This is a genomic window from Pseudoalteromonas sp. S3785, from assembly GCF_005887365.1.
In the GTDB taxonomy this organism is placed as follows: domain Bacteria; phylum Pseudomonadota; class Gammaproteobacteria; order Enterobacterales; family Alteromonadaceae; genus Pseudoalteromonas.
The window spans coordinates 19,830-34,660 of the sequence record NZ_PNCT01000077.1 but is presented as its reverse complement, the minus strand read 5'-3'; the positions used below and the strand labels follow the sequence as shown (position 1 = coordinate 34,660).

12 protein-coding genes are annotated in these 14,831 nt (G+C 40.8%); 3 read left to right on the top strand and 9 right to left on the bottom strand.

The genetic code is table 11. The features are described 5' to 3' along the window. Nucleotides 1-366: 366 nt before the first annotated feature. The 3 genes from CWC17_RS17005 to CWC17_RS16995 all read right to left on the bottom strand — a co-directional run bounded on the left by CWC17_RS17005 (nucleotide 367) and on the right by CWC17_RS16995 (nucleotide 3,615). The gene (locus CWC17_RS17005; RefSeq protein ID WP_138541568.1) at nucleotides 367-597 is read right to left on the bottom strand and encodes a hypothetical protein; all 231 of its coding nucleotides are present in this window, start codon (nucleotides 595-597) and stop codon (nucleotides 367-369) included. A gap of 167 nt (nucleotides 598-764) precedes the next feature. Continuing rightward, complete coding sequence (locus tag CWC17_RS17000; protein ID WP_138614203.1) at nucleotides 765-1,622, bottom strand: MBL fold metallo-hydrolase; 858 nt, start codon at nucleotides 1,620-1,622, stop codon at nucleotides 765-767. A 109-nt stretch (nucleotides 1,623-1,731) separates the two neighbouring features. Then, entirely contained in the window at nucleotides 1,732-3,615 is a 1,884-nt protein-coding gene (locus tag CWC17_RS16995) for an AMP-binding protein (RefSeq protein WP_138614207.1), read from the bottom strand. Between the two features lie 184 nt (nucleotides 3,616-3,799). Between CWC17_RS16995 and CWC17_RS16990 the strand changes: the two genes are divergently transcribed. After that, a complete protein-coding gene (locus tag CWC17_RS16990; protein WP_055015074.1) occupies nucleotides 3,800-4,204 on the top strand; it encodes a nucleotide triphosphate diphosphatase NUDT15 in 405 nt (134 codons plus the stop codon). Here CWC17_RS16990 and CWC17_RS16985 read toward each other — a convergent pair. The 4 genes from CWC17_RS16985 to CWC17_RS16970 form a co-directional block, all read right to left on the bottom strand. After that, nucleotides 4,194-5,282: a polysaccharide lyase family 7 protein gene (locus CWC17_RS16985; protein WP_138614201.1), complete on the bottom strand. Its 1,089-nt coding sequence runs from the start codon at nucleotides 5,280-5,282 to the stop codon at nucleotides 4,194-4,196. The two genes, CWC17_RS16990 and CWC17_RS16985, sit on opposite strands and share 11 nt — an antisense overlap. Before the next feature lie 127 nt (nucleotides 5,283-5,409). Beyond that, nucleotides 5,410-6,360 (bottom strand): alpha/beta fold hydrolase, encoded by a 951-nt coding sequence (locus tag CWC17_RS16980; RefSeq protein WP_138614199.1) that lies wholly within the window; start codon nucleotides 6,358-6,360, stop codon nucleotides 5,410-5,412. A gap of 46 nt (nucleotides 6,361-6,406) precedes the next feature. After that, nucleotides 6,407-7,147, bottom strand: a complete 741-nt coding sequence (locus CWC17_RS16975; RefSeq protein ID WP_502704921.1) for a substrate-binding periplasmic protein — start codon at nucleotides 7,145-7,147, stop codon at nucleotides 6,407-6,409. 123 nt (nucleotides 7,148-7,270) lie between these two features. Next, on the bottom strand, nucleotides 7,271-8,266 hold the full coding sequence (locus tag CWC17_RS16970) for an AraC family transcriptional regulator (protein WP_138614197.1): 996 nt from the start codon (nucleotides 8,264-8,266) through the stop codon (nucleotides 7,271-7,273). Nucleotides 8,267-8,363: 97 nt separating this feature from the next. On the opposite strand from CWC17_RS16970, the gene CWC17_RS16965 reads away from it, so the two are divergent. Together CWC17_RS16965 and CWC17_RS16960 are read left to right on the top strand one after the other, a co-directional pair. Further along, nucleotides 8,364-8,810, top strand: coding sequence for an SRPBCC family protein (locus CWC17_RS16965; RefSeq protein ID WP_138614195.1), 447 nt, complete (start codon nucleotides 8,364-8,366; stop codon nucleotides 8,808-8,810). Then, nucleotides 8,807-9,652, top strand: a complete 846-nt coding sequence (locus tag CWC17_RS16960; RefSeq protein WP_138614193.1) for a sterol desaturase family protein — start codon at nucleotides 8,807-8,809, stop codon at nucleotides 9,650-9,652. The genes CWC17_RS16965 and CWC17_RS16960 overlap by 4 nt, the downstream gene beginning before the upstream one ends. A 42-nt stretch (nucleotides 9,653-9,694) precedes the next feature. Here the strand turns inward: CWC17_RS16960 and CWC17_RS16955 are convergent, their stop codons facing one another. Continuing rightward, nucleotides 9,695-11,884 (bottom strand): fasciclin domain-containing protein, encoded by a 2,190-nt coding sequence (locus tag CWC17_RS16955; RefSeq protein ID WP_138614191.1) that lies wholly within the window; start codon nucleotides 11,882-11,884, stop codon nucleotides 9,695-9,697. Between the two features lie 1,045 nt (nucleotides 11,885-12,929). Beyond that, complete coding sequence (locus tag CWC17_RS16940) at nucleotides 12,930-14,762, bottom strand: Lnb N-terminal periplasmic domain-containing protein (protein WP_138614189.1); 1,833 nt, start codon at nucleotides 14,760-14,762, stop codon at nucleotides 12,930-12,932. Nucleotides 14,763-14,831: the final 69 nt, after the last annotated feature.

The window sequence follows — 14,831 nt, the reverse complement described above, 5'->3', positions numbered from 1 at the left end:
TCTAGGGCCTGTTGACCTTTCAGGATTAAAATTTGTTCAATCTAGGGGCCATTTAAACGCGGCGCGAGGTTTGTAACCTAGTGGGCTCGGTAACTGCTCCTGCGTTACCCTAATGACTTACATCCATGAAAGAATAAGTAAAAACCGAGTAACAAAGAGCAAATTGCCCCTAGGCAGAATCCTTTGGGCAGCGGCTGTTTGGCATTTATGTTGCGTTATAGCTTATTTATGGGGAATAACCATACTACTTAGGCTGCCTTGCCTAAAAAAAAATAATGCTACTGCAAATCCCATTACTAAAGGTCACATGCCCTAATGTGGGGTTATTTAACATTATAAACAACCTTGCTACCGCACAGTGGTTAGTTAGCGTTTACAGTGCCAATGATCTTTGTGCTTAGTGCAGGCTTTTTTTGCCGGTTTTGTTTTAACTATTATGATGTTAGGCGAGTTGTGCTCAGCAACCGGTAAAGGAGCGACCACTTTAACCGTTTTTTTATAAGGTTTATGCACCACTGGTGCTTTTTGATAGACAGTACACCCACTCATGGTTATTGCCATAGTTGCTATACCAATAATTTTTAAAGATAAGTTCATAGGTATTTATCCTCTTTCGGCTTTTTGTCAGCTTTAAGATAAACCTTTTTTTGTATAGTGCTGTCAATAAACGTAAGGGAAGTGTAAAAAGGGGGGATTACAAAGGCAGTAGCGCCCTAATGCCTTTGTATTTAATGTTTAATTTGAAAAAAGACCGGTTTCAAAGCCTATAAATCGCTGCGCCAACCCATGCCAGATTCTTCCATCAAGCGCTCGTATACCCCTTCAATATTAAGTGGCAGCCACGCTTTGTATTGCTTTAAATCTGAAAATTCATCGAGTTTAACGTTTTGTTTTATTTGCTCTAGGCTTTGCCCTGCAAGTGCACCTGCGGTAACTTGGCTATAAAGCTGCTCTATATAGCTTAAATAACGTGCTACATCCGCTTTACTTCCAACATCAGCGTGCCCGCCCACAAAAGTATCAAAGTCATATTGGAGTACCGCTTGGGTTGAGTTAATCATACCTTGAATATCGTAGCTCCATAGTTTTTGCCAAGGCATTCTGCCAATGACTATCCAATCAACAACAAATAAGGTTTTTTGCTTTTCGAACAGCATGCTTACAGAGCCTCTTCCATCATTTGGCCCGTGGTAGTTAAGTTTTAAGATTGAACCGCCAAGGCTAAGTATTAATTCGTCATCAAAAGTAAGGTTAGGCATAACCGTTTTTATTTTTGTGTTTTTAATATCTTGGGCGGTAAGTTTGTGCGCTACAAAGGTAGTGTGTGGGCTCTTAAATACCTCAGCGCCGTAAATATGGTCGCTGTGATTATGGCTATACACAACGTATTTAATGGGGATGTTAAAACGCGTTTTAATTTGCTCATTGAGCCATGTGGCGGCTTTTTTATTAAGTGGATCGGTAACTATTGCACCTTGTGGGGTGATTAAAAATACCGAGCGGTGTCTGTCGTCAATAAAGCGGTGTAGGCCATCGCCTAAATCTTCAATTTGGTAACTTTGTGCCATAAAACCCATAAATAGTAGGCTGGTGGCAAGTAGTGTTTGTAATAAGCGAGGCATGCACATTCCTGTTTAATGTTCTTAGTATTAAGTAAGAAAGTACAAGTAAGGAATAAATTTCAGTAAAAGCCACTTTATATAAATATAAAATGGCTTTATTAGGTTGGATTTAGCGCTGGGTGAGTTGTTGATTTATTTCGTCAAAAATACCGGCATCGTCTATGGTTGATGGTATTTGTAGCTCGTCGCCATCGACTAGTTGGCGCAAATTTTTACGTAGTATTTTACCTGAACGAGTTTTTGGTAATCGCTCTACGCTTACTATTGTTTTAAGGCAGGCTATAGCGCCTATTTGATTGCGTACTGTTTGCACAAGCGCTTGCTCTACATCGGTAGGGGAACCGGTAAAGTCGTTTTTAAGTACGATCATGGCCATCGGCAATTGGCCCTTTAGTGTATCGGTAATCCCAAACACGGCACACTCAGCAACGGCGGGGTGGGATGCGACTATTTCTTCCATTTCGCCGGTTGAAAGCCTGTGGCCTGCAACATTTATAACATCGTCTGTACGTCCCATTATAAATAAGTAGCCATCGTCATCTATGTAACCACCATCGCCGGAAAGATAGTAGCCTGGGTATTGAGATAAATAACCGGCTTTAAAGCGCGCTGTGTTTTGCCAAATGGTGGGCAAGCAACCCGGTGGCAGCGGCAATTTTATAGCCACCACGCCTTGCTCGTTTGGTGCGCATTGCTTGCCTTGCATATTCAATATTTGCACATCAAACCCAGGGGTTGGCACGGTTGAGCTACCTGGTTTTGTTACTAATTCTTCTATGCCTACGGGGTTACAGGCAATTGCCCAGCCGGTTTCGGTTTGCCACCAGTGATCGAGTATGGGCAGCTTTGTTTTTTCTTTAAGCCAGCTATACGTTGGCGGGTCGAGCCGCTCGCCTGCTAAAAATATGCGCTTTAAACTACGGGTGTTGTATTGTTTAAAGCCCTCTGCATTTGGGTCTTCTTTTTTAATGGCTCTAAAGGCGGTGGGCGCTGTAAATAATGCATTTACTTGGTACTGCTCTACTACACGCCAAAATGCACTGGCATCAGGTGTGCGAACTGGTTTGCCTTCGTATAATATTGTTGTACAGCGATAAATTAGCGGGGCATACACTATGTATGAATGCCCAACTACCCAGCCTATGTCTGAGGCAGCCCAAAACACGTCGTCGGGCTGCATACCGTAAACGGTTTCCATGCTGTAGTGCATAGCAACGCCATGGCCGCCGTTTTCACGCACTACGCCTTTAGGCGTACCTGTGGTGCCTGATGTATATAAAATATAAAGTGGATCACTGCCACTTACAGGCACTGGCTCCACTGCAGTGGCTGTTTGCATTGCCTCATCCCAGTTAATATCCCTTGAGGGGATAAGCGTGGCAGCTACTTGTTCGCGTTGGTAAATAACGCAGTGATCTATTTTATGATTGGCAAGATCTATGGCGTGATCAATCAGCGGTTTATATTCTATTACGCTATCTACCTCTACACCGCACGAAGCGCTTAGTATGAGTTTAGGCTTTGCATCGTCAATGCGTATGGCAAGTTCATGTGCTGCAAAGCCGCCAAATACCACAGAATGTATAGCACCTAATCGGGCGCAGGCCAGCATGCCAATTACAGCTTGGGGGACCATGGGCATATAAATAACAACACGGTCGCCTTTACTAACGCCTAACGATTGCATTACACCGGCAAATTTAGCTACCTCTTGCTGTAGCTGGTAGTAGCTATACTTTTGCTGCGTGTTGGTAACGGGGGAGTCGTAAATAAGCGCGGTTTGCTCGCCAAACCCGGCAATAACGTGTTGGTCGAGCGCTAAAAAACTGGTGTTTAGTTGGCCATCATCAAACCAATGGTAAAGGCCGTCAGTGTCTTGTGTGTAGGCGTGTTCAGGCTTTTTATACCAAGGTAGGCGCTCTGCTTGTTCAAGCCAAAATTGTGCTGGGTTTTGTTTAAAGCTTTCGTATTGTTGTTTATATGGGCCTAACATCATGGGCTCCTAATACTAAATGTGTGTGAGAGACCTTACAAAAGGTAGGCTTTTTTTTAACCGATAGGTATTCGACTATGGTCGGCTAAAAGTTAATCAACAATTTGGTGTTAAAAATACAAAATTGACAATACAAAGCGTGTAGCGCAGCATGGCGAGCAATTAAAACAAGTGAAAATAATTTATGAGTAACACAGTACGAGTAGGCGTGGCGGTTATTATTATGCGCCAAAACACTATTTTATTAGGTGAGCGAATAGGTGCACATGGTGCAAATACATGGGCAACGCCTGGCGGGCATTTAGAGTTTGGCGAAAGTGTTGAGCAATGCGCAATACGCGAGGTATTTGAAGAAACAGGGCTAAATGTAAGTAAAATTACTAAGCTTGATTTTACTAACGATATTTTTAGTGCTGACAATAAACACTACATTACTTTATACGTAAAAGCCGATTACGAAGGCGGCGAGCCTGTGCTAAACGAGCCAAATAAATGTATGCAGTGGCGTTGGTGCGATATTAATAATTTACCATCGCCACTGTTTACATCACTTAAAAACTACTTAACGACAACAACCCTTACGGCTTAGTTGACGGGCTTAATACTAATTTTTTAAAGCTCACTTGGGCATAATCACCATTTTGTTTGTCGGTGGCCCAATCGCCAGTGCCTAAACAACCTGGGTACCAAATACCTTTAGCACTTTTGGTGCTACATTGGTTATAAGCACCCGCTTTAAAGTAATGCCAATCGGCAGCATAGCCATTGGGGTGATCTTTTTCATCTACTTTGCCATAGGCATCTACGTTATTGCCCAAGTTAATTGCGTAGTTAACGTCTTTTTTGCCTTGTGCGCTAAAGGTCAAATACATCACGTTTTTATGTACGTTTACTGTGTAGCTAAAGTCTTCGCCAAGCGCTATGCCTGCCGCACCGGGATCGTTTGGGTTTTCCCACGTGTTGCCCCAAACAGGGTATGTAATGTCGGTACGGTTAGGATCTTTTTTTGGTAGGTTACGCTCGTAGTTCCAAAAAACAGATCCGGTTTTATGCCCTGGCCATTTTTTATAATAAATTTTAAGCGGTTCGTTACCCCAGCCAAAACCTAGTTTTGTGTCGATTAAGGCTTGATCTTTACCTGCGTGAATTTGCCCCACAACTACAGAATACGCAGCTTTTTTATTAGGATCGTTAGCGCGCCGTGCAACATGATCCACCTTTAGGGTGGCTTCCATTTTTCCGCCTACCGAGCCAAAACGCTCCGATAGCGGGTGTACAGCTAAGGCAAAGTTATTTTTTGAATTTTTAGTTTTTATTTTGGTATTTGTGCCGCGGATCATTTGTCTTAACTCACTGCGGGTATTGGTTGAGTTGGCGCTGGTAAGCGCTTTATTTGGCGAGGTAAATACCATATAGCCCTGATCATCAAGGTAGAAAAAATCAGGGTGTGCATAGGTTTGAATCTCTTCAACGTCGATTGTATCTATTTTTCCATCGTTATTAAGATCGACAGGAACGTTAATTTTCCATTGTGATAAATCAAATTTTGACGCAGGTACTGCGACATTACTATCAACAGGTGTAGTAGTACTGGCACAGCCCATAAATAACAAAGGGGTAACAGCAGCCAGTGCTGTGAGTTTAAAAGTAGATGTTAGATTTTTCATTGTTGTCTCTGTGTGATGATTTTAAAATGAACGATATTAACGTCGCTTAACTTTAATCTAACATACCAATTTAAAATATCAACATTACCAATTTTGTATTTATGTAATTTTTATAGTGCTCTTTTGGTTATACCAATGTGGTTTTTTGTTGATTTTGTTTTTTATGTTTTTTATTTAGGTGTTTGCGCTGCGCTTTTTTTACATGCTTAACTATCCACTTTGTCATAAGCGGCATGAGTTCTGGCGCAAAGTTATGACCCATCCCCGGAACTACTCTTAACTTGGCTTTTTTTATAAGGCTTGCCGTTTTTTTGCCTGCACTTACGGGTATTACTACATCATCGCTGCCATGAATTACTAAAGTGGGTGTTTTAATTTTACGAATTAAATGTTGTCTATCTTTACTCGCAGCCATAGCAATCAGTTGGCGTTTGTAGCCATTTGGATTATGCGCGCGTTCTACAATTTGTGTTGCATGTTGACGGAGTGCGTCTTCTGATTGAGGGTAGGCGGGGCTGCCAATAAGTTGATTAAGTTTTATGTTGTAGTTTATTGCCTCATCAAGGCTGGATGTTTTGGGCTTTAATTTGGCAAGCTTTATAAATACGCCAATGCTATTAGCGCTAAGGCGGGGTAAGCTTGAGCTTGACATAATCGTGGTTAAACTTAGCACCTTTTTTTTATGCTGAGCTGCAATGAGTTGAGCAATCATACCGCCCATAGAAGCACCTACAAAATGCGCTTTTTCAATTTTAAGCGCCGCCATAAGCGCTAATACATCGTTTGCCATATCATCAAGTAAATAGGGCGTTTGCGTGCGTATGGGCAGGCGTTTACTTAACCACGATTTAAATAAACTCGGGCTAGAGTGATGCTCTAAATGGGTAGAAAGGCCAGTATCGCGGTTATCAAAGCGTATAACCCTAAACCCTTTTTTTACTAAGGTGTAGTAAAGCGAGTCAGGCCACACGGTCATTTGTGCGCCTAAACCCATAATAAGTATGATTGTGGGGGCTTTTTTAGCGCCTTCGTCTTGGTAACTGAGTTTTATGCCTTGAGGTGTTTTAATTAATCGCATAGCCAAATAGCAGTGTTTGCGTTGCTAAAATTGTAGACCCTGTTTGTTACAATTTGTTGGCAGCTGCTGGAAGCGGTAGTTGCCACTTGGTTAAAATAGCCTGATATTCACCGTTTTCTTTTAGCGTGTTAAGTGCATGGCTAATAGCGCGTGCAGTGTGTTTATCTAGCGCTTTGCTGGCACTAAAATATAATTTTGAAGGGTAGTCGGTTAAATGGATGCGTTTAGTTATTAAACTCGGATTAAGGCCTGAATGCTTTAGCTCGTTATTTAATGTAAGTGTGTTGGTTAATACAAAATCGATGCGTTTTTTATAAAGCATTTGCCATAGTTGTTGATAGTAGCTTACAAGAACTAGGTTTTCACCTTCTACAAAACCGGCATTTTTTAAATAGTTTGCACTAGAATAGCCACGTATGGTAGCTACTTGGTAAAATTTTGCGTGGTTGAGATGGGTAACTTCGTCGGTACGGTTTTTTAAACTAACCAAATACGCATCAGCGAAGTATGATTCACCTAACCAGGTGTACTGGCTTGCCCTAATGGGGGTTTTTAAAAGAGACAACGCAATTGCATTTGGGTTGTTTTTAAGCATTGTAAAAATACGCGCCATCGGGATTATTTCAAACTTGGCGGATAGCTTTGTGTGTTTAATGGTGGCTTTGGCTAAATCGATTAATGCGCCGTCAGGTTGGTTATTTTCATTTATAAAATGATAAGGCGGCAGGTCTTCTGCGATAAAGGTAATGGTCTGTGCGTTGCACATAACGCTATAAAGCATAAACATACAAATACTCATAACAACACGCACAAATATAACCCACATTTTTATTATTATGTGCCCTAGTTTAAAGAGTGTTGATTAAAAGGTATACCATTAATGTTTATTTAATGTGAGTGGCTATGCCGATTATTTACTTTTTATAAACTGTGTGGGTGTGCAATGGTGCCATCGTAAAAAGGCGCGATTAAACGAGCTTTGATCTTTAAAGCCTAACAGGTTAGCGAGTTCGCTAAGTGGGAGCGTGCCAATTAACGTGTGGGAGCGGTTTTTTCTTTCTTGTTCTAGTAATTGCGCAAAGGTTACATGTTGTTTTTTTAAATGGCGTTGTAGCGTGCGTGGTGTTACGTTTAATGCGCTTGCAACACTCATAAGCTGGCAATTTTGTAGCGTTGTTTTAGTAGAAAGTAACTGTTTAACTTTTTCTACAAGGCTTTGATGGCTTTTAAAGTGTGATAACTGCTGCTGTGAAAGCTGCTTAAATGTAGCATTTACAATGGCGTTGTCGGTTTTAAAGGCAAGGTCTAAATAACGACTGGGAAAGTTGATTTGATTATGTGCTGTACCGCTTGTAACAGGGCACTTAAACCACGTCTCTAACTGATGTGTGTGCTTTTTAGGCCAATTATGTATAAAGCTGATACTGCTTGGGCAAAGTGATGCGTCTATTAGCTGGCGAATAACGCTTACCCACGCGGTCATGTTTCGTAGTACAACTTGTTCATTACAATGAGGATGAGCATGCCAGCGAACCGTGGCGGTGTTTGCAGTTTGCAAAAACTGCGCTTTACCAATATCTGCCACTAAGCTGTCGTAATTTAATAGTGCCTTTATAGCGCTACTTAGCGTATCGCTCGATTCAATTAAATAGCCCAATATACCGTAATCAGCGGGGCGAATGTGCATACCTAAAGTAAAACCAAACAGCGGATCGTTTAGCGCTTTTTGGCCATACTCAAGCAACGCATTGTAACTTTGTAAGCTAATACGCGGTGCTAGTTGCTGACTACGCTTGCGACTAAATTCAGTAAACCCGATGGCGTTAAGAGCTGTATTAGAATCAATACCTTGAGTTTGCAAGTAATCTAAAATGCTCGAAAAATAATGATCAGCCAGTGTATGCATTTGTCGTCTAAAGCTAAAAAATGGTCGTGTATGAGCAAGCTTGCCATGTTCAATTTTTATATGCTAGTTACATGAGTAATTATCTTCGCTGTAACCAATGATCTTTATATCAATAAAACAAACGCTTAATGCAGAACCTTTGCAAATAATAACCACCTTGTTGGATCATCAGCAGTTAGATCGTTTTTTTAATGCCAAGTTTGAGCTAATACAAACACAAAATAGTGGTGAGCTAAAAGGCGGTAAAGGCGCCATTAGGCAAGTAAAAATGGCAAATGCCACGTTTAATGAGCGTATAATAATGGCTAACCCCAGCCATATTTGCTATCAAATAATCGGTGATAAGCCTGTGGCACACCATCAAGGTGATATTTATTTAGTTGCTAATGCAGGCGCTAAAAGCAGCACTACCGAGCTTACTTATTGTATACGCTGTAAAGCGCCGTGGTGGCTGCCAAATGCTTTGCTAAAACACCTAATTAGTAAAGATATAACCCAGGCATTAATTAAACTGCAGCATTACTTTATGGCGGGCAAAGTATGAACTCAGAAATTATTTTACTTGCCCTAAGCCCTGTGTTTTTAGTATTTGTGTGCTTTGAATTTGTAAAATTTAAGCGCTATTACAATATAAAAGATAGCCTAGCAAACACTGTTTTAGCCTTGCTGCACCAAGGCGCGGATGCAATAGCATTGCTGTTACTTATGCCATTTTTTTATATGCTTTACGAATACCGCTTATTTGATATAAAGCTGAGTGTATTAAGTGTTGCTTTTGCATTTTTGCTGCAAGATTTTTTGTACTATTGGTTTCATCGTGCATCGCACCATATACATTGGTTGTGGGCGGCCCATGTGGTGCACCACAGCTCCACTAAAATGAATTTTACCACTGCGTTTAGGCAAAGCATAATGTATCCAGTAGCCGGCATGTGGGTATTTTGGCTGCCTATGATACTGCTTGGCTTTGACCCTTTGACCGTATTTAGCGTAGTGGCCCTTAATTTGGCGTATCAATTTTTTGTGCATACGCAAATCGTAGGCAAGTTAGGCTGGTTTGAAAGCGTATTTAATACGCCATCGCATCATCGTGTTCATCACGCTATAAACCGAAAATACTTGGATAAAAATTTTGCAGGCGTACTTATAATCTGGGATAAGTTGTTTGGTACATTTGTTGAAGAAGACTCTAATAAGCCATGTAAGTATGGCATTGTGGGGCAGTTAAATAGCAATAATCCAGTCACAATTACATTTCATCAATGGTGGCATTTAATTAAACAAACTTATACAGCAAAAGGGTTTAAAGCTAAGCTAAGTATTTTATTTGGCTACCCAACTAGTTCGCAGAAAAACAATGATAATTGCGTGAAATGTAAAAGTTAAGAGTGGTTATCCACTCTTAACTTTGTTGTCTAAGGAAAGAAACTATTGTGCAGTAGTAATGACTGTATCAATCAAATGAACCACGCCATTGCTAGTGTATATGTCGGTAGTTGTTACGTTACTACCAGCAACTTGCAATGAAGTTGCAGGTAAGCTTACTTGCCACCAAACATTGCCTACACCTTGGCCATTTTCATCGCCAAGAGCGGTATCGCCTGAGTAGGTGTATAATGGACGACCTAGATACGCAACCTGCATAGTGCTGTCTGCACGAGCAATAAGTGATAAACCCGGTATGTTTTCAATAGAGTCCGCTGTGCCCAGCACTGGTGGCCACGTTGTAGCACATGTATCTTCACATGCGCTCATTGACTCACCTAAATCGTTGTCAAAAACGTAAAGCGTTTTACCCGCAGTGCTATCAGCCATGCCTGTTACTAAGCGTGCATTGTTTGCATCGTATGCAACACTGTCTGTTGCAGCATTGGTGGTACTAGTAAAGTCGACAATGTTTACACTTATCATGTTTTCAGCAAGCGTAGTGACCATTTTACCGTTTGTTGCAAACGCATCTGTACTACCTACTTGAGCACCTAAAACGTGCTGCGTTAATACGCCGGTTAATGCATCTGTATCAGCGAGTAGCGCGTTTAAGGTATCAGTTGGGATTTTATTAAATGCGGCATTTGTTGGAGCAAATACGGTGAACGATTTTGTTGTATCATTAAACGTATCAACTAAGTCAGCAGCTTGTAAGGCTGTTACTAATGTTGAAAGTGCGTCTGTTTCTGTTGCAACAGTAGCAATAGTTTTGGTAGGTGTGCCTACTTCGGCTGGTGGCATAATGACCTTATTGAGTACATGAATTACACCATTATCGGCTGTTACATTTGCCGCAGTGACGGCAGAGTCGTTGATAAACAGTACGCTGTCTACGTACGATAGGGCGGCCATATCGCCATTTGCCATTTCCACTTTATTATTTTCGCTATTTGCAATAGTGACTGCTGCGTCAGATAAAACGCTTGCATCAGCAACTACATGGTAGAGTAAAATATCGCGAAGTGTATCAGTGTCTGCAAGTAGTGCATCAATAGTGTCTTGCCCAAGCGCTGAAAAAGCGTCATCGGTAGGAGCAAATACTGTAAATGTATTGGTAGGGTCAGCAATTAACGTGTCTAGCCCTGTTGCACCTAGTGCGGCAATCAGTGTTGTAAAGTTACCATTATCGCTGGCAACATCAGCAATTGTACCAAAGCTTTCTGGTAGTGTTACATCAGCCACAATAACTGAATCGATTACATGAATTACCCCATTAGTTGTAGCAATGTCTTTAACCACAATATTGGCACCACCAAACATTAACATGTCTGTTTCGGCATTAATTGTAATTGGAAGAGAGTTGCCTAGCAGCGTTTCTGCAGATTGACCATTTAATGACATAGCAGTTACCGAATCAACCGCGCCAGTCAAAACATGTTGCTTTAAAATGTCGCCAAGTACATCTGGGTTTGCTAAAAGCGTATTGATCATTTTGCTACCAACGGCTTCAAAGGCCGCGTCGGTGGGTGCAAAAACAGTGAACTGTGCTGATTCGTCGCTTAATGCTGCTGTTAAACCCGCAGCGTCTAATGCAGCAAGTAACGTGGTGAATCCACCTGCCTGTTGTGCTGTTTCGACGATATTGGTAGTTGGTGCTGCTTCAGCTGTGGCGATAGGCATAAGTACTGCATCAATTACATGAATGATGCCGTTGTCAGTTGCAATGTCAGTCATGGTTACTGTGCTTGTGTTTATTAACAAGCTATCGCCATTTAACGATAAAGCGACTTTGCCGCCGTTTACAGTGTCAACCGTTGTACCAGCAAGACCAATTGCTGCTTCAGCGTTAACGCTACCTGACACTACGTGATAAGTAAGTATTGAACTAAGTGTATCTGTATCTGCTAGCAATCCGTTTATTGTGTCTTCGCCAAGAAGCGCAAAGGCATCATCGGTAGGAGCGAAAACAGTAAATTCTTGGCTAGTGTCGGCAAGAGTATCATCTAAACCTGTTGCCTCTAATGCTGCAACTAAAGTAGTAAAGTTACCCGCGTCTCTTGCTACATCAACAATGGTTGAAGATGATTCGGGCTCAACTTTTACAGGGGTGTTATCGTCATCATCGTCATTACAACCTTGTGCTAGCAACAAGGGAAATGTAATGAGGCATACCTTCAGTAATTTGTTCATGATCTGATCCTTCTGTGTGAGATCTAATTAACAATCTCGTAACTTTACGGGAGTTTTTTTACAAGGGATCAGATTTATTTGAGCTATTTTTTGAACTACTGAATTTTAAATTTAAAAGATATTCATATTATATATTACCTATTACTACGTGGTGCACTTAATAAATGAAAATATGACAAGTACATGCAGACAAAATGCATAGTGCCTAGTGTTCCACCGTCGTTACTTATTTAGGGACTAAATATTCAAATAGGATCGCAAAAATTACTACAATGCTGGTCATTGTATACAGACCAAAACGCTTAGGTGTACTCATATTAATAAACGTACCAGCAAAAAATGACATTGTTAAGCTCGTGTTGTAAGTTAAAACTATAAAAAATGCGGTAAGCAAATATAGATAAACCCGAAGAGGCACTAGTAGCACTAATAGGCTTATACTTGGCAAGTAGAAAAGCTAATAAAGCGCTGAAAAACACAATTGCTGGGTATTAAATTGCCATACAAATACCCCCTTAGCTAAGACAAATAATTCAACACATTACAAATGCAATACTTCCTAATTTCCTCCAAAGCCAGAAAATAAATTTAAAGTAAGCATATACAAACAAGCGCTTAAGAATCAAATAAAGCCAAGTTTTCAGTAACTGTTAATTAAGCTAGAAGAACGCATACCCACAAAATTTCCTGCGTTAATAACAGCGTTTGGATGGGTTTTAAAAGACTTCGGAAAAGGGATAAAAGGGTCAAAAAGGCTAATTACTCACGTAGCAATAATAACAGGTAAATTAAATTCAGTGTGTATCACAAAGTACAGCAAACAGCACAGCATCTTACAAAAAATTATGCATAGTTAGCTAGTTTAAGGTAACTCGGAGGTGTTTAACCGCAGCGAATGGGCTTACTGGCAAAGACCTAAAAGTTTCTGTTTCAAAGCAACAGTGTATTTTTAGCTGATTGGTAATTTTGTAACTAAGGGCAGTTAATTAAAAAATTTATATAGAGCGGTAGGGCAGCCTCACTCAAGTAAGGCTGTTGCTTGTAGTTAGAAGTAGAACTGCAAAGCTAAGGTTGCAGATGTATTGGTAGCATGCCATTTTTCATGCTTAATTTGAGCGCGAAGCGAAAAGTTTTGTACAAAAGCATAATTCCATGTCAGAGCGATTTCACTATGGCTACTTGCTGCATTATCGCTTAGCCAAAACACATTGCCTGTAAGTACTAATTTATGGTTATTGTTTGCCTGCCAAATTACGCCCGCCTCACTACCTATTCCAACACTTAGTTGATTAGTTATATCGCCAGAATTTAGCTCCAATTGCCCTAAAACATAGCCATGCACACTGTTTGGGTTGCCATAAGACTTACCATATCCACCTTTGGTAAAAAAACGGCCAGAGCGTTTGTTTGGGCTTGGTTGCCTATCAAAGCCCATTTTTATGTTCCACGACCAGCTATCAAATACACGATTATCGGGGGCAAGCGACATAGCATCAAGTAAGTAAAAATGCTCAATCTGGCTATTACCGCTATCTGATAGGTTGGCTGCTAAGTCAAAAAAGCTAATTTGAGCACCGGGTATAAAGCCTGCGGGTCTGTCGAGTAAATCATGATAAGCAAGGCGATAAGCTAAATTGGTGGTGTTTTGCTGGTTATTATTTTGCACTCTTTTTGCTGTTAGCCTTGAAGAACCATGGCCTTGTTCTGGTGACGCCTTAGGCCTTGCTGGTTTAGACAAAGGTGAAGGAAGCGCATACTTACTGCGCATTATTAATAGCTTGGTAAGCCTTGGGGCTATTTCTTCACGATTAAGGGCTTTGTCGTAAAATTCAAAATTTAACCATTCGTACGCCATTTCTAACAGGGCAATAAGTTCTTGTTGTGAGTAATTACGTGTATTTAATGGCTTGCCTTGCATAAGGGCTCTGGCATCAGTTAGTTGTTGGTCACTCAATTGCGTTGAATAGTGAAATAACTTAGTGCCAAAGGCAGGACGATAATGTGGTGTTTGCAATAAATTGTTATCCCTCAACACGGCAACAGTGTCTGAAGGAATAGCCTGCATATTAAATTGTGAGGTTAAGTTAAGCTCCTCATTTGCTAATTGCAGTAACGCGAGTAACTGATAGGAGCAATTCTCGTCGATAAAAAAGTAATCAAAAGTGGCGTGTTGTAACTCCCATAAATGCAGTAATACCCGCTCAACTTGTTGCTCAGTTAAGTTGAGTTTGTATTCCCAAATATCGCGTGATTCTAAATCATTATATTCGCGTACTTTTTTATAATACGGCATAAGTGAAAACTTACCCGGATAGCTACCAACAAGGCCTTTAAGTGCATACATGGCGGCGTTATCTGAGTCATCAGGTTCTGCCGCAAAGTTTACAGCAAAGGCAATCAGTTCTTTACTACGGGTTTGATCTTTAGCGTCGATGCGCAGTAAAGTGTGCCCAAACATTGATGAAGGGCTGTTCATAAATGCGGTAGGGAATACAAGCGTAACCCCTTTAGGATTAATGACTTGCTGCCAGGTTTTAAGCTCAGCGCAATCAAGAGCAGGCCAATTGTTTTTAATTTTTGATTTTAGCCATGTGTAGCGAGCTGGAAATTGACAGCTGTATTTTTGTTGACTGCTTTTACTGGTATTAAATGCGCTAATGGTGGCATTTAACTCATCTACTGGGCTGGTTTTTCCTGTAGGCGATAAAAAAAACTCGGCGCTATCCACCTCGCTTTTCCAGCTTTTGAAGGTTGTATTGCGGTAGTGGCCCAGTTTAAGCCAATAAGGGTGTGTGGCTAAGGTACTTTTTTCAATACTTTTAGCATTTGAATGCATACTAAAAAGTATGGCTAGCAAGGTAAATAATATTTTTTTCATAATCACTAAATCATAAAAAAGCCGCTAGAGGATACTCTAGCGGCTTTATTTATACATATAAAACCGGCT